A 25,539-nucleotide genomic window follows, 5' to 3' on the forward strand; every position below is an offset into this window, starting at 1 on the left:
GTATAATCTTCTAATTAAATCTGTGTAATCTTACTAATCTGTTAATCCTAATTACTAGAATCTGAAGTGAGAGAACGCTTTGTTAGCCTCAGCCATTTTGTGCGTATCTTCTTTCTTCTTAACAGCAGCACCTTCACCTTTAGCAGCAGCTACAATTTCACCAGCTAATTTCTCTTTCATGGTTTTTTCACCACGACGACGAGCGTATAAAATTAACCATTTCATACCTAAAGCTGTTTTGCGCTCTGGTCTAACCTCAGTTGGAACCTGGAAGTTAGCACCACCAACACGGCGAGATTTAACCTCAACAGCTGGCATAATGTTAGTTAAAGCACGTTTAAATATCTCTAAACCGCTTTCACCTGCTTTTTTCTCAGCAATTTCAACAGCATCGTAAAAAATAGAATAAGCGATAGATTTTTTTCCATCGTACATCATATTGTTTACAAAACGAGTTACCTGAATATCATTAAATTTTGGATCAGGAAGAATAATTCTCTTTTTTGGTTTTGACTTTCTCATTTCTTATTTCCTCCCGATTATTTCTTTTTACCTTTTGTTGGTGCCGCAACTACCTGTCCTGGTTTAGGACGTTTAGTACCATATTTAGAACGACGTTGGTTACGACCAGCTACACCTGATGTATCTAATGCACCACGAATGATGTGATAACGTACACCTGGTAAATCTTTAACACGACCACCACGGATCAAAACGATTGAGTGTTCTTGTAAGTTGTGACCTTCTCCAGGAATGTATGCATTAACCTCTTTACCGTTCGTTAAACGAACACGGGCTACTTTACGCATTGCTGAGTTTGGTTTTTTAGGGGTAGTGGTGTACACACGTGTACATACACCTCTTCGCTGTGGACAGCTGTCCAACGCTGGAGACTTACTCTTGAACTCCAGTGCTACTCTACCTTTTCTAACTAATTGTTGAATGGTTGGCATTGTGCTTTTTTAATTTTTTATTTAATTATTTCCCGCTCCCCCGGCTTCCTTACAGATAGCCCATAAAACGGACTGCAAAAGTAGAACAATTCTTTTTAAAAATCAAGGGGTTAGGAGAAAAAATTTGGAGCAAGAAGATTTTAGTTTTAAGTTGAAGATTAAGCAGTTGCAATTTTCAGGTAAACCCAAGTCGTACACTCGTTATGCTGAATTTATTTCAGCATCTTAATCGTTAGATGATTCTATTTTTTTTGGAAAGCAATTGCAGTAATTCTTGGGTTAAGTTCAGTCCCGCTAATGCTGCAAGTGCCGATGAAATCCCGATAGCTATCGGGACGGCAGCTTTCCGCGAAGATCGGGTTTAGGTGGGAAAGTAATTCGAAGTTTTATCGGTTATGGTGAACGGCATAAGGTTACGAAGAAAAGATTTATAGGGATAAAAAAGGGCAAATTTATTTTTTTTCTAACATCCTATTAAATAGTATATCTTTAATCAGATAAATTAAATTATATGTTCTTAAGTATTGTAGGTATTATTATTCTAATTATAGGCTTTGTCTTGTCCACTCCAAACAATCCGGCCAGCCGTTATGGAAATATTATAAAAATTGTTGGCGTGATAGCCGTGCTTATCGGCCTATCTCTTTCCATGTTTAAGGTAATTGACGCTGGAGAGGTTGGGGTTAAAACTGTATTCGGAAAAGTAGATAATCAAGTTTTATATAGTGGCTTAAACGTAATTAATCCAATTGCCGAGGTTACACCTTTTGATGTAAAAACACAAAATTATACCATGTCTGGCGTTCATGATGAGGGAAACAAGGAAGGTGATGATGCACTCCGCGTTTTATCTGCCGATGGTTTGGAAGTTGTAATCGATCTTTCTGTATTGTTCCGAGTAAAGGCGAGTTCTGCGCCTGATATATTAAAAGAAATAGGAACGGATTATCTACAAAAAATTGTGCGCCCGGTTTCCAGAACAGCGATAAGAGATAATGCAGTTTCTTATGATGCAGTTGCCTTATATTCGAGCAAACGCGATGAATTTCAAGCCAAAATATTTGCCACAATAAATAAAAGCTTTTCCAAAAGGGGTTTAGAGTTAGAGCAACTGTTGGTTAGAAACATCACCTTGCCCGCATCTGTTAAAGCAAGCATAGAATCTAAAATCAACGCAGAACAAGATGCTCAAAAAATGACATTTGTACTTCAGAAAGAGCGTCAGGAAGCAGAACGTAAACGTGTTGAAGCTCAAGGAATAGCTGATTATCAAAAAATTCTTTCTACTGGCTTAAGCGATAAACAGTTACAATATGAATCCATTCTAGCGCAAAAAGAAATTGCAAAATCTCCAAATGCCAAAGTAATCATTATGGGTAACGGCAAAAGTGCACCCATAATTTTAGGAAACTAACTTAATTACAATCCTTAAAACTTTCTTTTAGTGTTTTTAATTTCGCAACTGCAGCTTCCAATTCTTTTGGTGCCTTACCGTATTCGAAAATAATTTTATACTGTTTTCCATCTGCATTAATGGCAACATATTCTGCACCACCGTCTGCGCAATCCGGGCAACCGATAACCTCCGGCAAAGCCGAAATTTTATCAGCATTCAATAAATCTTTTATTGCATTAACCTCATCTTCAGAAATGCTTTTGGTGCAGGTTTTTGTATCTGGAGCTTGTCCATGTTTTGATTTAGAAAACACAACCTTTAAATCGCTAATGGTTAAATTGTTGGAGCAATAGCCGATACACTCTCCGAAAGATGTTCCGTAGCCGATACTATTTAAATTTTTGATCTGCCCTTTCTTACAGGCAGAAAAAGTGGTAATTAAATAAAGAAGGCAAATAATGGGTAGAGCTCTTTTCATAGTTTTTGTGCAGATGTTCTCCCAAAGATAAAATTTAAGCTGTTAATTAAAAATCCATAACGTTTTACCGCTACGGATTATAATTACTCCAAGCAAAAATTAATTCACGGTGTTTCGCGGATTTCCTCTTGCGCCTTTCGGACCAACCTTTGTCAATTTATAGTTTAACGAAAGATAAAAATATCTGGTTATGTTGTTGTACCGAACATCCTCTATCCTACTGCTATTTACAATTCTATCTATACTTGTATTCTGTTTTAAAATATCAAAACCCCTAAAGCTTATTGTAATTCTGCGTTGCATTACATATTTATTGATCCCAGCATTTAGCAAAAAATAGTTATTGTTAAAGCCATCGGCTCTTCCTGCAGAACCAACATGATTTAAATCAGCTTCAATTCTTAAATCTTTAATAAACTCATAACTCAGGCTGAGGTCATTATTTAAGGTGAAATATTTATTATCAATTGCAGTTTCTGCCGAGTTATTTACTTTAGTGTAGGCTACGTAGGCATAAATACTAGCATTAAACTTATCATCAACATCATAACTCCAATTTAAATTAGGCCCAGCTTCATATCTGTTGGTGATATTTTTAACATCACTGATAAAGTTCGTTCTATGTTCAGTAAATAAATTCAGGCCATAATTCATGCGTAAGCCTTTCAATTTCGAAGGCATCCCAAAAAATGTTCCCGCTCTTAAATAATAGTTTCCGTCAACATTTATTGGTTTTACGGTTTGAATTCCGTTACTGTAAGTAATGTTGTTTCCTGTATCGTCAAAAGCTAAATTATAAAGGAAATAGCCGTTCCAATAATGGTTGTTATCTGCACTAAAAGTGTTAAAATTTACCGATAAACGATGGCTTTTTCGAGCTTCTAAATCTGGATTTCCTAAACGCTGATATAGTGGGTTCGTATTATTTTGAACAGGTTGTAAATCAGTTACCGATGGTAGATTTACACTTGCTCTATAATTAATCGCGATGGTTTGGTTGGCCTTGTTTTTAAAGTTAACGGTCAACCTTGGCAAAAGATTGTAATACGATTTTTCGATATTATCGATATTTCCACCCGTATTGCTGAAAATATTCGCATTCAATTTACTTTCCTGTGCATTTACACCAAAGTTATATGTCCAGTCTTTTCCGGTGTAGATAAATCCCAACCCGGCAACTTTTAGACTATTATTGTTATCGAAAGTATTGGTTAAAGATGGCACAACGGTTTCATATCGATCTGTAGTTGCATTATAATCGAAAGTAGCCTGCTCTGCATTGATTATACTTTTAGTGTATCCGTAAGTTACATTTCCGCTCCATTTTGTATTGAACTGCCTTGCATAATTTGCGTTTGCGGTGTAATTTTTCGAATCGTTTTCTTGATTAGCCTGCTGATTAATCTTGGTAACGGTTGTTCCTCCGTTTGCATACTGGTTTAAAACCGACTGATTTAGCCAATCGGAATTATAGGTATTACTGGTGGCATTTAAGCGAATGGAAATTGATCCTTTCTTATCTCCCAATCTCCTTAATACAGAAAACTCTCCAAATAAGGCTGGGGTAAAGTTGTGCTGATTGTAATATTGAGTTCCATCATTTGCTTTTCCTGTTGCATCAAAAGCAGAATTGAAGAACCTATTATTGATGTTGGTGGTATTGTTTAAAATTACATTTGGACGTAGAACGATATCGGTTAAAGAATCTGGATGATACTCTGCTTTAAAATTAAAACGATGTGCTTGGTTATCGCTATTTCTGTTGGTATTATCCAAAGTACGTAAAATATCAGTTGAATTTAGATCCTGAATATTGGACAATTTATCTCCCAAACCAGAGGAGAAATAGGTAAAATAACTAGCGCTTAAGGCGAGTTTATTGTTTTTGCCCCAAGAGTTGCTAAAATTTACACCTCCACTATGTGTGGTATATAACCCGATGGCATTATTATCAAAAACACCACTTCCACCTACAGTTACTTTACCATTATTGTTGTTTATGGAGAAGTTTCCACCTCCAGGTGGAGAAAAAATATTACCGATATTCCCTCCGCTAAAACTGCTCAAATCATCGTAACCAAAACTTGCATCGTTAGTATTATTGCTCATGCCTAAAACAGCAAACTGAAGATTTTTATTAAAATGATTCGCACTTAAATATCCATTATACTTATCGGTTGTACCACCAGATGCATTTACGTTTCCGAACCAACCTTTTTTCTTATCTTCCTTAATGGTTAAATTCAATACCTTTTCCCGCTGGCCATCATCTATTCCTGTTGCTTTCGCTTCTTGGGTTTTGCTATCGATCAATTGAACTTTTGCAATAGCATCAGCAGGAAGATTTTTAGTTGCAGTTTTCGGATCTGTTCCAAAAAAATCTTTACCATCAACCGTTAAACGCGTAACTTTTTGTCCCTGCACCAAAATACTTCCATCCTTATCAACCGTAACACCAGGAAGTTTTTTCAATAGATCCTCAACCGCAGCATTTGGTTTTGTTTTATAGGCATCGGCATTAAATTCTATAGTATCCTTTTTAACCGTAGCCGTTGCAAACCGACCGTTAACCGCAACATCTTTAAGTGAAATGGCGTCTTCTTCCAACTTTAGCGTTCCCATATTATAGGGTTTGCCACTTATTGTTATGTTTTTTGTGATGGCGTTATAACCAATTACAGAAATTTTAATTTTATAATCGCCATTGGCAACTGAAGTGAAAACGAATTCTCCATCTTTATTGGTTACAACACCAACTTTTTTAGTCGAATCTGTTTTATTCGACAATATAATTCCAGCATATTCTAATGGGAGATTGGTTTTAGATTCGACAATTTTACCAGTGATACGATCCCCTTGTTGTGCGAAGACTTTCGTAGATAAAATACATAGAACGGCTAATAAATAGGTTTTCATATCTGAAATTTTAGTTTTTTGTTTGGCTTGATGGTTAGTTTATTAAGTCACTAACAACCATAAGACACAAGAAATTTTAAAATGTGACAGATAAAAATGATTTTTTTAATCAAAATCTTTTTCAGAAATTTTACCGGTATTTAGCTAAAGGCCTTTTGGGCTGAGCGAAATCAGCATTTAGTGCTTTCTAAGAAGCATTTTACCAAAGAGGTATTTGATGCAAGCGATCGTTGCAAATTAATCATTCCCCCAAAGAATAATATCAACAAAAAAGCCACTCAGTTTTAAATTGAATGGCTTTCTAATCTATTTTTATTTAATACTACATTTTAGCTGCAGATTTTTTACTGTGATGCTTGTGATGTTTTTTGTGCACCTTTTTAACATGTACTTTTTCAGTTTTTACTTTAGCAGGTGTAGGGGTTTGTGCGCTTACTGTATTTACGGTAAAGGCTGCTACAAGGGCGATCATTAAAATTTTAATTGCTTTCATTTTGCTCTTTGATTATTGATTAATAAACCTTGTTAATTGTTTAATAAATCTCCAAATACTTCATGAAGAATTGATGAACTATAACATCAATTCAATAATAAATTTTTCGAGCAGAAATAAGTTATGGCAAATCGAAACTGAAACTGAATTTAGATTTTTTACCGTTCAAAGTATGTTCAGAAATTATCTTGCCATCAACAAGCACTTTGAAATCTGTAGGTACTTTAACATCGCCCGTGGCTACAATTTTAATTTTCACGTGTTTACCTGCTTTTAATGTAACAGTCTTTTCCCAATCTCCAGTTACATTATCAACTTTCTGAATTCGGTCAGATTCATCTGTATAACTAATCTTAGCAACAATGCTTGAACGCAAACTGGTTTTATAAGTAACTTGATAACTTTCTTTTTTAGGAACATCAATAACGCCTTTTTTATTAAGATAGAGCGACATATTGCAACTGCTCATTACAAGCATCAATAGCAGGCAAACGATAGAATTCTTCATGTTAATTGGGTTTAAGTAAAGATGACGAGATAATCTTTACTCAGGTTGCATGACTTTTAAAATAAAATACTTGGAGATTATTTATGGAAAGTATCTAAGAACAGTTCCTCTACCTTTTTGCGTGCCCAAGGCATTCTTCTCAAAAACTTTAAGCTCGATTTTATAGTTTGATTATTATTAAAACAATCTATTTTAATTAACGCACCCAGTTTCTCCCAGCCATAGTGCGTTTGCAAATCGGTAACTATTTTTTCTAGCGTAATGCCATGTAAAGGATTGTTTTTTTGCTCTTCGGCCATTGCGCAAAGTTATATTATTTAACAAAATTTTTAAGGATTATATTGCGCCATCCAAACGGTTGCGCCACCACAGCTTTGATCGTTAATTTTATGCTCTAAAACTTCAAAATTATTCGCCGTTAAAAGCGATTGATAATCTGCTGTATTCAACGAAGCATGAAAAAGGTTTTCGCCACCATTTAATCCCCAAACCTCCCCTTTTTCGGCGCCAGATGTAAGCAACAATATTCCTTTCGGATTAAGATGTGCTGCAAAAATATCAAACATTTTTGGTTGGTCTTCTGCCGGCAAATGAAAAAAGCTGTTCCATGCAATTAATGCATCAAATTTTTTATTAAGAGAAAGTTTCCGCATATCTGTCAAGATAAATTGGACGGTTGGAAAATTCTTTCTAGCAATTTCAATCATCTTATGGCTTGCGTCAATTCCAGTTACTTCAAGCTTATTGCTAAATAGATATTCTAAAATTGGCTTTCCGGTTCCACAGCCTAAATCTAAAATTGTTGCTCCTTTGTTTAAAAGAGCAATCATTTTATCCAAGTAGTATTTCTCCATTAATCCAGAATACCTATTTTCTGAAAACCATTCGGCAATTTTATCATAAACCTCGTAAACATTTTCTCGATTACCGTTTTCCATATTATGAAAATGCAAAAAAAAGCCCAGCAAAATAATTTTGCTGGGCTTAAATTTATTTTTAAAGCCTATTTATCTTTAGTGATCTAATTAACTTTCGGAACCGAAGTAGCTCCACCTTCTGTAGCAGTCCAGCTGTTATTATCAGGATTACTATCTGGTAGTACTTTATTTGGATCTAAAATTACGGATATAACCTCTTCGGTAGTAGGATAGCGAACTGTCCAAGTGGTATTTTTCATCCAAACATCAACAGGAACTTTTACGATTTCTGTCTTACCACCTTTTGTTTTAATCTGAAGAATAATCGGCATTGGCATTTTCTCCAAATTATTTACTTTTATGGTATAAGCAACTATCTTCCCATCTTGCTTAACAGCTTCTACATTTCCAAGTCCTTGATCCATTTTCCAATTATTTAACCACCAACTTCTCCAGAACCAAGCAAGATCTTCGCCTGATGCATTTTCCATTGAGCGGAAGAAATCAAATGGAGTTGGGTGTTTATATGCCCAATTTTTAATATATTGGCGGAAAGCGTAATCAAAACGATCTTCTCCTAAAATCTGCTCTCTTAAAAGAATTAATCCAAAACCTGGTTTTGCATATAAGTTAACTCCAATATTGGGTTCTTTCATTCCATCAGGTATTTGCATAATATTTTCGAATTTAGGGTTACCAATAACCTGCTTTCCGATTGCATTCATATCCATTTTAGGTTCAGCATATACGCCATTGCCAAAGTTTTTTGAAGAGATACTATTAATAAAAGTATTGAAACCCTCGTCCATCCATCCGTATTTACGCTCGTTAGAACCAACAATCATTGGAAACCAAGTGTGTCCAAATTCATGATCGATCACACCCCAAGCTTCACTTTTTTTCGCAGTCCATCCACAGAAAACAATTCCCGGATATTCCATACCACCAAGGTTTGTTGCCACATTAACGGCCATAGGATAAGGATATTCGAACCATTTGGTAGAGTAATGCTCGATGGTAGATTTTACGTATTCTACTCCACGACCATAAGAATCTACACCATTACTTTCTACTGGTTGAGCAGAAACTGCCAATGATTTTTTACCGCTTGGCAGGTTTATGCGAGCAGCATCTAATACAAAAGCTTTTGATGAAGCCCAAGCAGCATCGCGGGCATTTGTGATTTTAAATTTCCAAGTTAGTTTGTCTTTTGCTGGGCGAGATTTCGGATCTGTAACCTCAGCTTCTGTACGGATATGAACAGTTGCATCGCTATTTTTAGCTGCGTTCCACCTTTGTAATTGCTCTGCAGTAAAAACTTCTTGAGGGTTTAACAACTCTCCAGAACCCATTACAATATGAGTTGCAGGTGCCGTAATTGCGAAATTTATGTCGCCATATTCACAATAAAACTCGCCACCGCCCCAATAAGGCAAAGTATTCCAGCCAATTACGTCATCATAAACACACATCCGTGGAAACCACTGTGCAACGGCAAAAATCTCACCGTTTTTCGTCGTTAAATGACCTGTTCTATCTGATCCCTCTTTTGGTAAAACATAAGAATAATCCATTTTAATGGTTACTAAATCTCCGTTTGCAGCTAAAGGCTGATCTAAACGAATCTGCATTCTTGTATCTTCAACTAAAGAAGTAAATTTTACCGGAGCAGCTTTCTGTGAAACAGAAATATTTTGAATTTTATACCCGCCATCAAATTTCTCACCTTGTGCACCATAACGGCTCCGAGATGGTGTAATTGCGTAACCACGTGATGTTTCTTTAAAAGTATTCTGATCTAATTGCAACCATAAATAAGGTAATTTATCTGGGCTGTTATTTTTATAAGTAATGGTAACGGTACCAGTAATGGTGTTTTTGGTCTCATCTAAATTGGCTGTAATGTTATAATCAACGCGGTTTTGCCAATATTTCGGACCAGGTGCGCCAATTGCAGATCTAAATTCGTTTCCGTTTTGGGTATAAAATAAAGGACCAAAAGCATCTGAAGGAACGTAGTTGCTAACTGGTGGGGTTGCAGGTGTTGCAGCTTGTTGAGCAGAGGCTTTAAACGCCACTAAACAACAAACCAAACACAAAGTGATTAGTTTGTTTATTCTTAAATTCATAATAAGGTTGTTAGAGTTGGTAAATATAAAAAATATGCACGTTATGACTACTTTGTGCAAATAATGTTACCAATATAAGGGGAGATTAGTTTGCTTTAAGCTTGGGTAAATCTTGAAGTTTTCTTTCCTGAGGTGTTAATTTTTGCCAAGCATAAAATGCCCTAGAGATGTAAAAAGCATAACGATATGGCCTTTCTGCTTTAACCTGCTCTACCGAGGGACGATAAATAATCATGAAATTCTTTAAATCATCACCTTGAAGTTTGGTTAATTCTGTTACCGCTTTCTCAGTAAAATTATAATCTATTTCTTGTAAATATCCTTCCCGTTCTTCCAAATCAGCTTCCTTGCGTTGCTGTCTTTTATATTTACCATAACCAAGATTAAGATTCAAACCCCCAACTTTATCATGCATTTTCTTACGATCCAAGTTTCCACCAGTATTTAATAAAGTATATTTTTCTGCCAAAGGATCTTTCGCATTCATAATTTCCTTATTAATTTTAACGGCAGTAATATCAACATCGCTCAAGCTATTGCTTTTTACAGGCAGATAAATTGTTCTGTTTAATAAATTGGTTAAATACAAAGTATCGGTATGATAGCCAACCAAAGTAAATTCAATTAAATCGCCAATGTTTGCTCCAATGGTATATTTACCTGCATTATTTGTGCTCGAAGTTTTTTTGGTTGTTAGGTTTCTTACCGTAACGCCAGGCAATGAAAGTGTTTTTTTATTATAATCGAAAACAGAACCTGTTGCAACTGTTTGTGAAAATCCGCTAAAAGGAAGCGCGAGGAAAAGAATTATGATTAGCCTATACATACTCAAAAGTAATTTAGTTGAACAGTTAAAATTCGCTTTTAACAAACTTTAACATTAAACAAACGATCTAGATTAGTGTTTGCTGATATTTGTCATCATCAAATCCCATTAAAATAGCTTCGCCATTTTTTTCTACAATTGGGCGCTTAATTGCACTTGTATTGTTAATCAAATATTCAATAGCCAAATCTTGATTATCTATTTTGCTTTGCTCCTCTTTAGTCAGTTTTTTCCAGGTTAAACCTTTACGATTTAAAACCGTTTCCCAGCCAAAAGTATTACACCAATCATTTAACTTTTCGGCAGTGATGCCCTTCTTCTTAAAATCATGGAATTCGAAGTCGATGTGATTTGCCTTTAACCAATCGAGAGATTTTTTAACTGTATTGCAATTTGGAATTCCGTAAACTATCATGAATAAATTTGAATGAGTGAATGCTCCAAAGTTAAAACTAATCTTTGTTTAAACCTTATTTCTCTATTCATCACATTTTTCCAAGCGTCTATCACATTTTAAACTTTCGCGTCCTTTTCATTTGTAAAATTGTACCATAAACAAATGAACATTCTGCATCCTTAACAGATAAATAACTAAAAAATGAAAACTAAAAGCATAAATCAGCTGGAATTTTGGATCTCGACCTCTATATACATTTTGGCTTTGATAGGCATTTGTTCACAAACAACTTACGGTTCTCCGAATTCTTATCATTTTACAGAAAACCAATTAGATTACAGTGTTTTACAAAATTATTTTCTGCCTGAAATTTTCAAAATCAGCATCTTATACATTAGTTTCTTGCTGTTTAATTTTGTGTTTATGCCACAATTGGCCAGGCGGAGAGATGTAACTTTAAGCGTAATTTTCACCATATCTACAACCGCTTTCTCCATTATAGCTTGGATGGTTGCCAATACTTATTCCGAAGCCTATCGTTTGGTGCAATATGACGATTTAGACCATGCCTATGATGTGTTTTTTGGTGAAGCTTTTACTTATATCTTCTTTCTCCACCTATTATTTAATTTGTATGCTTTTTTTAACGAAACCGGCTTAGAGCTACTCAATAAAATTCCATTTATAACAAACGACTATAAAAACATCATTCCAGAAATTTTTACAGCAATTAGAATATGGTTGATCACCTTAATGCTTTTTGGTGCAATTTTATCCGTAAGATTTGATTTCGACGTTTTAATCGTTTGGCTAATTGCACCACCAGTAAATATCCTTCTAACCTTTTATTCTGTTTATTTCAATATTCCAAAACTTAGAAAAAACTTTAAAGGTTTTGGTCGATATTTTTGGGGGAATGTTGGGATAACCATTGCTATTTCGTTATCGCTCTTGCTCTTTCTTGCACCTTTTATGCATGGTGGAAATGCCATTCCAATTACTTTGATTTTAACCTCAATAACGCTAATATGTATCTCTACTCCTTTAGCTTGGTACATTTACAAACATAAGTTTGAGAAACTTAGCGAAATTCAAATGCTTAAAACCGAGCTTGGCAAATCGGATGCGAATTTAAATTTCTTGAAATCACAGATTAATCCCCACTTCCTTTTCAATGCATTAAATACTTTATTTGGAACAGCTTTACAGGAAAATGCCGAGCGAACCGGAGAAGGCATTCAAAAACTTGGCGATATGATGCGTTTTATGCTACATGAAAATACGCTAGATAAAATTTCGCTTACCAGAGAGGTTGAGTATCTCAACAACTATATCGACTTACAAAAGCTCCGTACTTCTCGCTCTGCTGAGATCAAAATCGATACCCATATTGAAGAACAACTGAACAATTTACAAATTACGCCCATGTTGCTGATTCCTTTTATCGAAAATGCTTTTAAACATGGCATCAGTCTCCAACAGCCATCATATATTAAAATTACGTTGCAAACCAAAGAGAAAACGCTGTATTTCGACATCAGCAACAGCATTTACATTAAGGCAGATAACGACCCGGAGAAATTAAAAAGTGGCATCGGATTGGAAAATGTAAAACAGCGCTTGGCCTTACTTTATTTCGGACGGCATGAATTAATTATAAGAGAAAGTGCCAATGAGTTTTTTGTACATTTAACTTTGGAATTGGATTAGTTCCATTAAATAATGAGCAAATTATCTATTTATGTTAGTTTTGGATTATGATTGCTATTGCGATAGACGACGAACCAATTGCGCTTGAGATTATAAAATCGCATGCATCCAAAGTGCCTTTTATCGAATTAAAATCTCAGTTTACAAATGCTTTTGAAGCGATCATTTATCTACAACAAAACAAAGTTGATTTAATTTTTCTGGATATTAAAATGCCAGACATCAGCGGGATTGATTTTCTTAAAAGCTTGAGCAATCCGCCGATGGTAATTTTTACCACCGCTTACACAGAACATGCTGTACAAAGTTTTGAACTTGACGCTGTTGATTATTTGTTAAAGCCCTTTTCACTTTCCCGTTTTTTAAAGGCCTGCAATAAGGCGCAAGAACTCTATAATCTGCGAAACCAGAAGCTGGAGCAGAAGAATGAGTACATTTTTGTAAAAGATGGTTATGAACAAATTAAGGTTGAGTTGAGCGAAATCCTGTATGTTGAAGCTTCAGGGAATTATACACAGATCCAACTAAAAGAAAAACTTTTAAGTTCAAGAATTACCATTAACGATTTAGCAGAATTACTTCCTAAAGCAGATTTTGTGCGTTGCCATCGAGCATTTATTGTTGCCAAAAATAAAATCACAAAGTTTGATCGCAACCAAATTTGGATTGGCGATAAAATTATCCCGATAGGTGCAACTTACACCGGTATTCAGCTAACAGATTAATTCATTAATTTTGAGGTTTAACATTTATCCGAACACCTTCAGAATGGGTTGTAAATTCTGGTGCATACATACTTTGCAAAGTGGTAATTCCGTTGCTAAAATTACCAGCATGTGTAACCCTTAGCGGGTATTCAAAAACATAAGTTCCTTTAGGCAAATAGCTGATAAAAAAATTGGTCGAAGCATCTTTTGTGCTTTCGTAATAACCTAAGCCATCTTGATATTTATATTGAGAGATTACATTAACTGGCTCGAAACCTGATGAGCGCATATCTTTTAAATGGATGTATTCCATATCGCGATCGCAGAAAATTTCGATTCTAACTTTTAATAAATCTCCAGGCGTTAATACATTATCCTTTGTTAATGGAGTTAACAAGCTTCCCTTTTCGCTTTGCTTTTGTAAAAACAATTGTTTGTTTATTTTTACACCTGTAGCACTCGATGTAATTTTATCCAATTGCTCAAAATATTGCCAGTAATAAGCACCCCAAGCAATGGTTTTATTATTGTTTTTAACTTGCACTTGCGCCATTTCTGGCTTAATGTTTTGCCCTGTAACAGTTATCTTTTCATAACCTGTTCCGGCTTCTTTTGCCTGCTCTGTTATACCTAATTGAGTAAAAGATTTTCCGCCGATTAATATTTCTGGCTCGTTAGATTCACTCAATAAATCGTAGCCTCGCATTAGCAAAGCATAAGATGCAGATGCCGTTGCTTTAGTCGTTTTCCAATCGTTAGTTTGTTTATTCTTCAATAACCAAATTTTCATTTCTTCCACCGCATTTGCATCTTTTGCCACTTCATCAAAAGCTTCAATCAATACCGCCTGCGTTTCAATTGGGTTTTGATACCACAACCAACCAGTGCGATTATTGGACCAATACATACCCATTTCATCGCTTTGCTGAGCAGTCTGTTTTAAAAGACCAATGATTTTCATGGCTTCAGCATGATTGGAATTTCTTTCCAGAATAAGCGCAGATTGCGCCAATTGATAAGGCTCCATGTATTTCCAATTCTGAATTATCTTATTTACAAAAAACTGATAGGCTTTAACGAAATTCGTATTCGTGTTTTTCTGATTTGTATAACTTCTCGCATACAAATAGTGCGTTTGCAGATAGGTTGAATTTGTTTTATGTTTAAGATCACTTTGATAATCCTCAATCAATTTTCCATCAAGATAATTAATTGCTTTACTCAACATCAAATTCAGTTTTGGGAACTCTTTTTCATTCGCCAATTTTAAATGTTTTAATTGGCCAATGCCCAAGGTAATGTGCTGTGTAATGTATCGATCTTCTTGCATACCCGAAAACCATGGGAAAGCACCATTACTAAACTGCATATTTTCTAGCTTATCGAAATTGGCTTTAAGCTCATAAGTCATTCGGTTTAAATCAAATAAAATAGCCAAACGTTTCTTACGCTCGTTTTCATTATCTGCATTTCTAACCCAAGGCGTTTCTTCTAATAAAATTGATTTCAAGGTTGGATTTTTTTCTAGATTAGAAAGTAGCGCCTCTCCGTTGTTGGTTTGTTTCCAAGAATCGAAAACAGTTTTAATTTTCGACGATGAATTGATAATCCCTGTGACCAAATTATTGGCATAAAACCGGCTAAAAGTTTGTTCTGCACATTCATAAGGATATTCCATTAAATAAGGCAAAGCCTGAACAGCATACCAAACAGGATTTGAAGTAAACTCGAAGGTTAACGACTGGTTTTTTAAGGTTTTAGAACTTCCAGAATTCAGCAATTTATCCATGGTAAAGGTTTTGCTCATCCCACCACGAACGCTAAGCGACATACTTTCGGTAACCAAAACCGAATTTGGCAAAACTGGAATCGTCATTTCTTCTCCATCAGAAAATTTTTCTGATTGTGCCAATAACTTATAGGTAATGGCTCCTATTCCCGATGGAATAACCAAAGACCATTTTAAAGATTGATTACCATTATTGGAAAGTTTAAATTTTTGCACTGCTACAACTTCACGATCAAAAATTGAAATAATCTTTCCAGAAAGTGCATCTCTTAATGCTAAAATTGCATTTCCGCTGATTTCTCTGCCAGATAAGTTATTCAGCCTTGCACTAAACAAAATGGTATCGCCCTCACGGAAAAATCTAGGCGCATTAGCAGAAATAGAAAGCTGTTTTTGCGTAATCAGTTCTTTAGTTATCGTTGCAGTTTTTAAATCTTTTGTATGGGCAAACCCCATCATTTTATACCGAGTTAAAGATTGAGGAATGGTAAATTCGATATTTATTTCTCCAGCTTCATTGGTATGTAATTGTGGATAAAAGAAAGCGGTTTCATTAAAATTAGTGCGAGAAACAATATTTTTTGAACCATAAACCGGTTTACCGTTTACAATTGCAAAGCCGAGCTTAGGATCGTACGGTTTTTCGATGGAAACAAAGTCGTACACATTATTATCACTAACGGCAACAGTTTCTGCAAGCATCGCTGGCGCACCAGTTTGATTATAAGCAACCCGACTGTTTGAACCACGGATTCTAATCTCTCTTAAAACAACTTTTTTCGATTCTACTTCTTGTCTCAAGCTTGGATCTTTAAGTTCATCGTATAATGTTGCTGAACCTGTTATATCCTTTTTGTTCTGTGAACCATAACCTACCACAGAAACTTCATCAAGACCTTGAAAATTTTCTTTTAACGTAAAATTTATTCTTTTTGCAGATCCTACTTTGGCCGAAGCTGGGTTATATCCAATAAAACCAACAGTAATTTCATCGCTTAATTTTAAATCAATAGTGTAAATTCCATAAGCATCTGTAGATGTTTTATTATTTCCCGATTTAACAATAGCACCCGGAATTGCGTAGCCTTCTTTATCCGTTACTACCCCATAAATTTTACCACTGGCTTTTAATTCTTCGAGCCTTTTGCTTGCTATCTCACTATTATTTTTTCGCCTATCTATATCTATTTTCCTTAAATATTGGTTGTAATTACTCTTAAAATCATAGCTATCATTAGCTCCGAAAAAGTTCAACACCTCATAGTTTCTATTGGTTACCTCATAATAATTATAATAATTTCTTAGAAACCAAAGATCATTTCCCCATAACATATTGTTTAGGTTAAAATTCCAATTGTATTCATGGTAATTATATTTGGGTGGGCTAATTTTATTCCAGCTCATTGCTTTCAAATCATCTAATGAAGCATCGTATAAAGATGCAACCATTTCAACCATCTGCTTTTCGCCCTTTTTATTGGTGATGCTCAGCTTCCAACTTTCCTTTTCGCCAGGCTGAAGTTTATCTCTAAAGGTTAAAAATTTAATATCGAGCTGATTATTTTCGTCGACTATTGCAACCTCATTAAACGATTGATAAATTCTTCCACTTTGAACCATTGTAAATTGAACAGCAAAACCATCCACAAAATAAGGTTGAGCTTTAATATTGATAAGCGTTTGTTTTGGACTTACCTTTAACCAAACCTTATCAACTACCTTATCTTTATAATAAATTTCATAGTATGCTTTGGCATTTGGAAGAATGCTGGCTAATCTAAAATTAGCCGTTTCGCCAGGCTGTATACTTGTTTTTTCAGCAATTAGCCATTCTCTTCCTATTAATATATTTTCTGCCTCACTTTTATAAATCCGAACTGTTTTCTCTACTATGATAGAATCTTGATCATCATTAACGGCTTTAAATCTCACTTTGTAATATCCTGAAGAGATTTTTTTGCTATTAATTGCCAGCTCACCAACACCTTGTTCAACATTATTATGCTGAGCAAAATTTATCTTATTGCTTGTCCAGTTTTCTGGCAGTCCATCTCCTGCAAATTCATCCTGTGGAAAATATTTCAGAAATTCGGCCTTACTCATATTATAGTTTTCAGGTTTGCTTAGAAAATTTTGATTGATCAACCTACCGGGATATTCCAACTTAAACCATTCTGTACTAATTTTGGCTTTTATAGGCTCATTATTTAAATTCGTAATTACAAAAGAAACACTATCCATTTTGGATGAAGAAAAGATTCTACTTGGCATTAACACATTTAACAGAATATCGCTTTTACCAGCATTTACCGTAAGCATTTTTGTTTTCGTTTCGCCGTTAATATCTGTTATATCAACACTTATTCTGTAGGCATATCCACCAAGGTTATTATTTTCAGTAGCAGAGAAAAAATTTATATTGAAAATGCCACCAACCTTAGTTTCTGTTTTTCCAACCCCAATTTGGTTGTATGTAATAATTCCATAATTTCGATCAGGTGTTAATAAACTACTTCTCGAAATTGTATATTTTACTTTAGCCCCAGCAACCGCATAACCAGAAAAAGTTAAGGCTTTTCCTTGTAAACGAATACTATCATTGAGCTTATATTTCTGATTTAATTTATCAAATGTGATTTCAAAGGTCGGTCTTTTATATTCTTCAACTTGTACATCAATACCTCCATAAGTTGTATTAATGCTCATCCGCCCGTTGAGTTTTCCCATTGGGATGGTAAAATTGCCTTGAAAAGTGCCATATTCATTCGTAATTTTCGAAGTCTTTTCTATCTCCTTATAGTTTGCATCTTTGAAGGTTAAATCAACATTTTGGTCTCGTAAAATATTAGGCTTATTGTCTTCGTAATTAAAGTAAATACCTTTGTAATAAACCGTTTGCCCAGGGCGATAAATTGGTCTATCGGTAAAAAGAACCACTTTATTTTTTGTATCCTGATACCTGTACGAATTTTGATTTACATCCATATTAACAGAATCGCCTTGGTAACTCACTACAATTTTATTTACAGTTAAATTTAAAGCACTTTCTGCAAAACCATTCTTATCTGTTTTTAAGGATCCTCTATCTTGCGTTAAATATTTGCTCCCCGAAAAAGTCGCTATTCTTTCATTTATTGTTGCATTTTCTATTGGTTCGCCAGTAGCGCTATTTGTAATAAAATATTGATGATTAACTAATCCAGAATTTCTACTTGTAACGGCCAAATTGGTTACTTTTAAGTTTGCATAACTATAAGCAACTGCTTTATTGCTGCTATCCAATTTACTTTGAGTCATTATAACATAGTTGCCCTTTTCTAAACCATCAATCTTATCAATTATGCTGTGTTCTTGATAATCTTTGCGGTTTGGCAAAACGATTGACCATTGTTTTACAACCTTATTTTGTGCGATAAATTTTGAGTATAGTTCTTTATTGTTAAGATAATTTCGATCAAGAACTTCAGTCGGTTTATACAATTTCACATAAATCGTATCCACGTTTTTATATTTGAAAAACACTTGAGCCGGTTTATTTGGCTCAATAAACTCATTCAGAGTTATCTGCAAGGTTTGGTTCTTAATATCAAAAAGTAATTTTTCTGAGTTCTTTGCACCAATGCTATTGGGATAGGCTTTAATTGCAGAATTGGCCAGATCTACTAATTCAACGAGATTGAGAGGGTGTTTTGGATCTCGATTGTATCGACTTTCATATTTTTTTGATGCGAGATCGAAAAGTACATCCGAATAAATTTCCGAACGCTTGGAATAATCTGCAAGTTTCAAAATCGCATTTTCATACAACTTCAATTTATTTTCACTAGTACTGCGTAGATAAACAAAGTTTAGTCTTTTTAAATCAGCATCTGTAACTGCACCAATATTTTGATGGTTTTCGTGAACGCTTATTAGATTTTGAAAAATAGATAAAGCATGTGATGAAAAAGATGAACTGTCTTCAGGGATTTTTATTTTGAGAAATGATTCATAATCTCCAAACCATTTAGGATCGTTGAAATCGATCACATCTTCACTCTTATTAATTATGGTTTGCGTATTCATTAAAACTTCCAATGCTCGGTAAGCAAGAAGATCATAAAGCTTTGGTCTTAAATATCGATTGTAATCATTACCAACAATAATTTCGCTTAAGCTATCAATTTTTGTGGCTTGCAAAAGCTTAAGATCTGATAATGAAGCCATGTAATTTTTAATGGTTTCATCCACAAATCTGTTTGTAGACCAGGTTTTAAAATCATCGCCCAAACCCGATTGAACATTGGTTCTGCTTAAAAAACTATATTGATTAAACTCATAATATTTCCAATAACTTTCTGCAAGTAAAGATTGAAGAATACTTTTTGCCGGTTGCTTCGCCGAAGCAATGTCTTGCTGTAATTCTTTAATAATTTTTGTAAAAACATCCTCCTCTAAATAACCCTGATAAAGTATTTTATACATTACAGATTTAATTAGCATGGATGTATTGCCATCTATCCTTGCCTTTGCATTAACTTTATTTACCAGTTCAAATGCATCTTTTGGTTTAGCGATGGTTGCGAGAGAATCAATAGTAAGAAAGCTTTTTTTATAATAATTCGATACATTTTGAGCAGATGACTGAAACGAGATCGCAAAAAAAATGGCAAAGAAGATTAAAGAGTGTAGAGCGTTTTTCATGGTTAGGCCTTTTAAATATTAGATGGAATACACGATGGGATTCCATAATATTTTAAAATTTTTATATCTGATTTTAATCTAAAGTAAACAATTAAGCACAAGAATAAACTTACAACATTTAAACATTAACCTCTTTTAACATTAGGCACTTAGCATTATCTTTGCCCCCATGTCAACACAATTAAAAAATCTATCAGATTTCTCTCATACAACTGTTCCTAACGGAGCAAATTATAAATTTGGAATTATTGTAGCCGAGTGGAATGCAGAAATTACGGGCGCTTTATATAATGGTGCACTAAAAACATTATTGGAAAATGGCGTTAAAGAAGAAAACATTTTTTCTTTTCCTGTTCCTGGAAGTTTTGAATTAACCGGAGGTGCCGAAATTTTATTAAATAAAAGAAGTGATATTGATGCAGTAATTTGTTTAGGTTGTGTAATTCAGGGCGATACAAAACATTTCGATTTTATTTGCGATGCAGTTGCCCAAGGTGTTACAAATGTTGGCATTAAATATAGCAAACCGGTTATTTTTGGTGTTTTAACAACTAATAATTTAGAGCAGGCTCAAGATCGAGCAGGTGGCAAACATGGCAATAAAGGTGATGAAGCTGCAATAACAGCAATTAAAATGGTCGATTTTTCTGCCAACATTTAACCTTGTCTTTTAATAAAGTATTTGTACCTTAGAGTTTTAAATTCCTATCAGATGAAAAAAGTTGCCATCTTATTATTGGCGGTGTTTTGCACCATTACCATTTTAGAATCTTGTTCTTCTAAACTTTGCCCAGCTTATGGTTCATATCCAGAAGGCAGACGTAGAAGAAATTAATCTTCATTTTAATCTCACAATTTCCAGCTTCAGGAATTTTGCAGAACAATAATTATCTGCAACTGTTATTCTGTAAATCAATATTTATAATCATGACTTGGGTTAACTTAACTTCGATGGAACAGCTAGATGAGATTAAAAACTCGAGCGGTTTCAGCCTTATCTTTAAACACAGTACGCGTTGCTCCATCAGTATGATGGCAAAAAAGAATTTTGAGTACAATTGGGAAGTAATTCCAGAAGATACAAAACTTTACTTTTTAGATTTAATTAGCTATCGAGAAATTTCCAATAAAATTGCTGAGGTTTTTCAAGTAGCTCATCAATCACCTCAAATTTTGTTAATTAAGGATGGAGATTGTGTTCTAGAATCTTCACACAGCGACATTTCTCCGGAAGAAGTTGCAGAAGTTATTGCTGCATAAAATATATTATTTCGAGGAGAACAATCTTCCAAATTAGCGAAAAACATAAAAGGTCATGAAATATTTCATGACCTTTTATGTTGATATTAAAATTTAAAAATTTCCGATTTTGGACAAAATATTTCGGTTCTTGGAGACACGAACCAAGGCATATGCCCATGGTACGTGTCTCCACGTATCATTAAAATACAATTAAATAATACTCAGTTTCTTAAATTTAGTTTAAGCCTTTTCTATCTTCAAAATTTTTGAAGTCCTTTTTCTAGTTGCTTTGCAAAGCGATTCGTCTTTAGCCAACTCTTGTCCATAAGTCGGTATCATTTCTTTAATCTTGGCTTGCCATTCTGGAGTTTGTAAATCTTCTTTAAAGCAACGATCTAACAAATCGAGCATGATTGAAACCGCTGTAGAAGCACCTGGCGATGCACCTAATAAAGCTGCGATAGAACCATCACCAGCATTTACAACTTCAGTCCCAAACTCTAAAATCCCACCTTGCTTTTCATCCTTCTTAATCACCTGAACACGCTGACCAGCATACTCTAATTCCCAATCTTTCAATTCTGCTTTGGGAAGATACTCTTTTAACGCTTCAAGTCTATCTTCTGGCGATTGTCTAACCTGTTCAATTAGATATTTCGTTAAATCAAGATTATGTAAACCAGCCGAAAGCATCGGACGGATATTATTAAATTTAATAGATTTTGGCAAATCTAAGAACGAACCATTCTTTAAGAATTTAGTCGAAAAACCAGCATAAGGACCGAACAAAAGCGCTTGCTTTCCATTGATCATTCTGGTGTCCAAATGCGGAACTGACATTGGTGGGGCACCAACCGCAGCTTTACCATAAACTTTTGCATGGTGTTGGGCAATAATTTCTTCGTTGGTGCATTTTAGCCATTGTCCACTCACTGGAAAACCGCCAAAACCCTTTCCTTCGGGGATATCAGATTTTTCTAAAAGTGGTAAAGAACCTCCACCAGCACCTATAAATACAAATTTGGCTACACGTTTACGTTTATCGCCACTTTCTAAATCTTTAACTTTGATGCTCCAGTTGCCATCTTTATTCTTCTTCAAATCGCGAATTTCGTGATTAAAATAAAGGCTAACGTTTTCTTGTTCTTTCAAGTTGTTGAACATATCGCGGGTAAGAGAACCGAAATTTACATCGGTACCTAGATCCATTTTAGTAGCAGCAACTTTTTCGCCTTTTTTACGTCCATCCATAATTAGTGGTGCCCAATCTTTAACAATTTCAGTATCTTCTGTATACTGCATATCGCTAAACAAATCGCATTTCTGCAAGGCATCGTAACGTTTCTTAAGATAATCTACATTCTTTTTTCCCCAAACAAAACTCATGTGTGGAATTTTTCGAATGAAATTTTCAGGATCAGAAATCAATCCTTTTTCAACTAAATAAGACCAAAACTGCTTGGAAACTTCAAAATGCTCTGCAATTTGAACCGCTTTTACAATCTCTACTGTTCCATCTTTCTTTTCAGGAGTATAATTTAACTCGCAAAAAGCAGAGTGACCAGTACCAGCGTTATTCCAAGCATCAGAGCTTTCTGCTGCTGCAATATCTAAGCGTTCGTAAATTTCTATACTTAAATTGGGTTCCAATTGTTTTAATAAAACCCCGAGGGTTGCACTCATTATGCCCGCCCCAATTAAAATTACATCTGCGTCAGTTTTACCAACTGTCTTTTTCTTTTTTGTCATCTTATCTTAAAGGAGTTACAAATTTAGAATGAATTTAAATACCACACGAATTTTATGCAATTAAATGTCAAAAAAATTGCTAAAAAATTAGAAATAGTTGTTAATCCGGCAAGGTTTAAGCAAAGTTTAGTCCAAACTTATTGTGGTTTGTAGTAGATTTCAAAAAAGACATTAAAATAACATTAGAAACTGATTCGATTTATTATGAATCCTATCATTCTCATGAAGTTAAATCATAACCCAAGATAGATAGAGGTTTCACTGTATAATTTTCTTTATAAATTTGTTAAAACACTTATATATGATGATCACGGTAAGAGAAATTGAGGAACGAGATTTTGAAGAAGTTGCTACGCTAACCGGCCAATTAAACTATGAGGTAAATGCTGAAGAAACTTTGTTAAGAATTAAAGCTATTAAATCTTCTGCTGTCGATTCTGCTTTTGTTGCAACCCATAATGAGTTGGTTGTAGGGTGGATTCATAATTTTTATACCATGAGGATTGAATCGAAGCCTTTTGTAGAAATTGCTGGTTTGGTTGTAAATTCGGAATATCGTAATCAAAATATTGGAAAGCTATTAATCGAAAAGGCAACAGAATGGGCTAAGGGATATCAGGTAACGAGCGTTAGGGTGAGGTGTAATACTATGAGAAAAGACAGTCATAAATTTTACCAACACATTGGCTTTCGATTAACCAAACAGCAAATGATTTTTGAAATTGTTGTATAAAACAAGAGATTGCTTCAGCTCGCACAAACCCCGCTTCGAAATAACGTTCATATTGTAGTCTTTGCGTGGAGGAACGACGAAGTAATCTTTTTAATAAGTTTTTTTTGCCTCAAATGCACAATAGGTTTTAAAATAATACTGGTATTTTTTCTCACAAACTTTATAATCCCAATTTAAAAGACTTTCTTAGTAAGCGTAAAACCTCCCTCCTTTTTAAACAACCATCCCATAAATTATTGATTAATAAATTAATTATAAGCTATGAGATGCCTAATTATTTTTCTGTGTGTAATTCTTCTTGCCGGATGTTCACAAGAAAAAACCGATAAACTTTTATTAGAACTTGATCAGAAGAAGCTTGAAGAAAATATAAACTATGATAAAATTGTGTTTTATAAATTCGCGAAAATAGCTGTAAGATCATCAGCAGTAGAAGATACTACAATTGCTGAATATCAAAAATTTTCTAAACAAACCCAAAGCGTTCTTAAAACAATGAAATCTGTTAACCCAAATAGCAAAGAATCTATTTCGGTAATTGATGCTCTATTAATGTATAAGGAATATTGTGCTGTAAAGAGTTTTGTAAAAGTAACTGATGAAGATTTATTTCCGCCATTATCGAATGGTTTTGTTGCACTCTACACTGGCTTAAAATCAAAGGAGAGCTTAATCCCAAAAATAAGCAAAGCCCACTTCCAGAATGTGGAACATGCAGTTTTAAGCATGGCTGTTTTAACTACAAGAGATTTAGGTCAGCCTTTTGCGCTGTACGAATGTTCAAAAACCCAACCCGAATTACTTGACGATTGTGAGGTTAAAACGCTGTTGGAATTTGTTCGTGGATTTTTATTTTTCAGCAACAATCTTTATTATCTATCGGAAGATGGGATTTCGAGAAATATTAAATGGCTTAATAAAAATGAGCACATTCCCTTACCTTACACTAAAGCCTTTTTTGGCTGGGGGAATTTAAGCGATGAACAAACTCATACAGCATTCCATGGAATGAATCATCTTTTTAGAGGTTTGGATCGTTTAAGAATGGAGCGTAAAATTGATGAGGAAAGATCGCTTGAAGATTTCGAAGATTTTTTAAAGGATATGGATAAACTTGGCTTGCTAAATGAATTGGTTTGGGCGGTGCAAAGCTATCTATACTTGAAAAGAGAAGATCCAGAAAAAGCAATTCCTGCGCTTACAAAGCTAAAATCTAGCCCCCTATTTTCGGAAAGTGAGCGTGAAATTTTAGGGCAAACCATTGGATATGTTAAGGATAGAAAATCTGATGTGGCTCTGAAAGGCGTTTACGATAAAGCATTTATGGGGAAAGTGGCAACGAAATACATGTTTTCTATTCTTTCGAAAGTAGATTGGGAAAAGGTAATGAGAGCGCAAGGTGTTCCACATACAAAAGAAATTTTCGGAGGAATTAATAAATTTAAAGAACTATCTAATTCGGTAAGCAGTTATACGCAAACTTCAACTATAGATAAAGGTAAAACAGAGATTACCAAAAAAGGTGGTGAACTTTTAGAAAAGGCAAAGGGTTTTTGGAAGTAGTTTTGGTTTATAATTTTGATGGATTACAAATCCAGCTCTATATATAGTACGGGATGCGCTACGCTAACATCTCGAACAGCAAGAAATAAACAGTAAAAACCACCCCGCCTTGCAGGCACCCCTCAAGAGGGGGAATAAAACCCATCACCTAAACCAAATTCGCTATTGCGAGGCCGGAAATGAGCGAGCCAAAGCAATCTCCCCTTTTCGGAGCGAAAAATCATCTAGTAAACAAATTTCACTACTTTACTTAAGGAAATGCAACCCTAAAAAATGCTCGATTACAAATCCAGCTCTATATATAGTACGGGATGCGCTACGCTAACATCTCGAACAGCAAAAAACAAACA

The 25,539-nt window shown here is 34.7% G+C and carries 22 protein-coding genes; 9 read left to right on the forward strand and 13 right to left on the reverse strand.

Annotated features, from left to right (window positions below; all coding sequences use genetic code 11):
• Positions 1–54: 54 nt before the first annotated feature.
• A complete protein-coding gene (gene rpsG, locus H7U22_RS14845) occupies positions 55–522 on the reverse strand; it encodes a 30S ribosomal protein S7 (RefSeq protein ID WP_187072119.1) in 468 nt (155 codons plus the stop codon).
• A 17-nt stretch (positions 523–539) separates the two neighbouring features.
• Entirely contained in the window at positions 540–953 is a 414-nt protein-coding gene (gene rpsL / locus H7U22_RS14850) for a 30S ribosomal protein S12 (protein ID WP_029278631.1), read from the reverse strand.
• A 236-nt stretch (positions 954–1,189) separates the two neighbouring features.
• On the opposite strand from rpsL, the gene H7U22_RS23310 reads away from it, so the two are divergent.
• Both H7U22_RS23310 and H7U22_RS14855 read left to right on the forward strand, forming a co-directional pair.
• On the forward strand, positions 1,190–1,318 hold the full coding sequence (locus tag H7U22_RS23310) for a hypothetical protein (protein ID WP_262890366.1): 129 nt from the start codon (positions 1,190–1,192) through the stop codon (positions 1,316–1,318).
• A 146-nt stretch (positions 1,319–1,464) separates the two neighbouring features.
• On the forward strand, positions 1,465–2,367 hold the full coding sequence (locus H7U22_RS14855) for a prohibitin family protein (RefSeq protein WP_187072120.1): 903 nt from the start codon (positions 1,465–1,467) through the stop codon (positions 2,365–2,367).
• A gap of 1 nt (position 2,368) precedes the next feature.
• On the opposite strand, the gene H7U22_RS14860 is transcribed toward H7U22_RS14855, so the two are convergent.
• The 9 genes from H7U22_RS14860 to H7U22_RS14900 all read right to left on the reverse strand — a co-directional run bounded on the left by H7U22_RS14860 (position 2,369) and on the right by H7U22_RS14900 (position 11,031).
• A complete protein-coding gene (locus tag H7U22_RS14860; RefSeq protein WP_187072121.1) occupies positions 2,369–2,827 on the reverse strand; it encodes a hypothetical protein in 459 nt (152 codons plus the stop codon).
• 99 nt (positions 2,828–2,926) lie between these two features.
• Entirely contained in the window at positions 2,927–5,743 is a 2,817-nt protein-coding gene (locus H7U22_RS14865; RefSeq protein WP_187072122.1) for a TonB-dependent receptor, read from the reverse strand.
• Between the two features lie 322 nt (positions 5,744–6,065).
• Entirely contained in the window at positions 6,066–6,236 is a 171-nt protein-coding gene (locus H7U22_RS14870) for a hypothetical protein (protein ID WP_187072123.1), read from the reverse strand.
• Between the two features lie 121 nt (positions 6,237–6,357).
• Positions 6,358–6,744 carry an MmpS family transport accessory protein gene (locus H7U22_RS14875; protein WP_187072124.1) on the reverse strand — a complete coding sequence of 129 codons (387 nt, stop codon included), beginning with the start codon at positions 6,742–6,744 and terminating at the stop codon, positions 6,358–6,360.
• A gap of 77 nt (positions 6,745–6,821) precedes the next feature.
• Complete coding sequence (locus tag H7U22_RS14880; protein WP_187072125.1) at positions 6,822–7,043, reverse strand: VF530 family protein; 222 nt, start codon at positions 7,041–7,043, stop codon at positions 6,822–6,824.
• A 30-nt stretch (positions 7,044–7,073) separates the two neighbouring features.
• Positions 7,074–7,682 carry a class I SAM-dependent methyltransferase gene (locus tag H7U22_RS14885; RefSeq protein WP_187072126.1) on the reverse strand — a complete coding sequence of 203 codons (609 nt, stop codon included), beginning with the start codon at positions 7,680–7,682 and terminating at the stop codon, positions 7,074–7,076.
• 83 nt (positions 7,683–7,765) lie between these two features.
• Positions 7,766–9,790: a M1 family metallopeptidase gene (locus H7U22_RS14890; protein WP_187072127.1), complete on the reverse strand. Its 2,025-nt coding sequence runs from the start codon at positions 9,788–9,790 to the stop codon at positions 7,766–7,768.
• 85 nt (positions 9,791–9,875) lie between these two features.
• On the reverse strand, positions 9,876–10,616 hold the full coding sequence (locus H7U22_RS14895; protein WP_187072128.1) for a peptidase associated/transthyretin-like domain-containing protein: 741 nt from the start codon (positions 10,614–10,616) through the stop codon (positions 9,876–9,878).
• Between the two features lie 67 nt (positions 10,617–10,683).
• Positions 10,684–11,031 (reverse strand): Spx/MgsR family RNA polymerase-binding regulatory protein, encoded by a 348-nt coding sequence (locus H7U22_RS14900; RefSeq protein WP_187072129.1) that lies wholly within the window; start codon positions 11,029–11,031, stop codon positions 10,684–10,686.
• A gap of 183 nt (positions 11,032–11,214) precedes the next feature.
• On the opposite strand from H7U22_RS14900, the gene H7U22_RS14905 reads away from it, so the two are divergent.
• Positions 11,215–12,723, forward strand: coding sequence for a sensor histidine kinase (locus tag H7U22_RS14905; protein WP_222621872.1), 1,509 nt, complete (start codon positions 11,215–11,217; stop codon positions 12,721–12,723).
• 47 nt (positions 12,724–12,770) lie between these two features.
• On the forward strand, positions 12,771–13,448 hold the full coding sequence (locus tag H7U22_RS14910) for a LytR/AlgR family response regulator transcription factor (RefSeq protein ID WP_187072130.1): 678 nt from the start codon (positions 12,771–12,773) through the stop codon (positions 13,446–13,448).
• Positions 13,449–13,452: 4 nt separating this feature from the next.
• On the opposite strand, the gene H7U22_RS14915 is transcribed toward H7U22_RS14910, so the two are convergent.
• A complete protein-coding gene (locus H7U22_RS14915; RefSeq protein ID WP_187072131.1) occupies positions 13,453–19,902 on the reverse strand; it encodes an alpha-2-macroglobulin family protein in 6,450 nt (2,149 codons plus the stop codon).
• 169 nt (positions 19,903–20,071) lie between these two features.
• Here H7U22_RS14915 and ribH point away from each other — a divergent pair, with 169 nt between their 5' ends.
• The 3 genes from ribH to ytxJ all read left to right on the forward strand — a co-directional run bounded on the left by ribH (position 20,072) and on the right by ytxJ (position 21,162).
• Positions 20,072–20,563: a 6,7-dimethyl-8-ribityllumazine synthase gene (gene ribH, locus H7U22_RS14920; RefSeq protein ID WP_187072132.1), complete on the forward strand. Its 492-nt coding sequence runs from the start codon at positions 20,072–20,074 to the stop codon at positions 20,561–20,563.
• Positions 20,564–20,614: 51 nt separating this feature from the next.
• Positions 20,615–20,737, forward strand: coding sequence for a hypothetical protein (locus H7U22_RS23315; RefSeq protein WP_262503181.1), 123 nt, complete (start codon positions 20,615–20,617; stop codon positions 20,735–20,737).
• Positions 20,738–20,829: 92 nt separating this feature from the next.
• Positions 20,830–21,162 carry a bacillithiol system redox-active protein YtxJ gene (gene ytxJ, locus H7U22_RS14925; protein ID WP_187072133.1) on the forward strand — a complete coding sequence of 111 codons (333 nt, stop codon included), beginning with the start codon at positions 20,830–20,832 and terminating at the stop codon, positions 21,160–21,162.
• Between the two features lie 222 nt (positions 21,163–21,384).
• Here ytxJ and H7U22_RS14930 read toward each other — a convergent pair whose 3' ends face one another.
• Positions 21,385–22,893, reverse strand: coding sequence for a malate:quinone oxidoreductase (locus H7U22_RS14930; RefSeq protein WP_187072134.1), 1,509 nt, complete (start codon positions 22,891–22,893; stop codon positions 21,385–21,387).
• A gap of 301 nt (positions 22,894–23,194) precedes the next feature.
• Here H7U22_RS14930 and H7U22_RS14935 point away from each other — a divergent pair, with 301 nt between their 5' ends.
• Together H7U22_RS14935 and H7U22_RS14940 are read left to right on the forward strand one after the other, a co-directional pair.
• Positions 23,195–23,626 carry a GNAT family N-acetyltransferase gene (locus H7U22_RS14935; protein WP_187072135.1) on the forward strand — a complete coding sequence of 144 codons (432 nt, stop codon included), beginning with the start codon at positions 23,195–23,197 and terminating at the stop codon, positions 23,624–23,626.
• Between the two features lie 261 nt (positions 23,627–23,887).
• Positions 23,888–25,189, forward strand: a complete 1,302-nt coding sequence (locus H7U22_RS14940; RefSeq protein ID WP_187072136.1) for a short-chain dehydrogenase — start codon at positions 23,888–23,890, stop codon at positions 25,187–25,189.
• Positions 25,190–25,539 lie beyond the last annotated feature (350 nt).

Source organism: Pedobacter fastidiosus (assembly GCF_014306625.1).
In the GTDB taxonomy this organism is placed as follows: domain Bacteria; phylum Bacteroidota; class Bacteroidia; order Sphingobacteriales; family Sphingobacteriaceae; genus Pedobacter; species Pedobacter fastidiosus.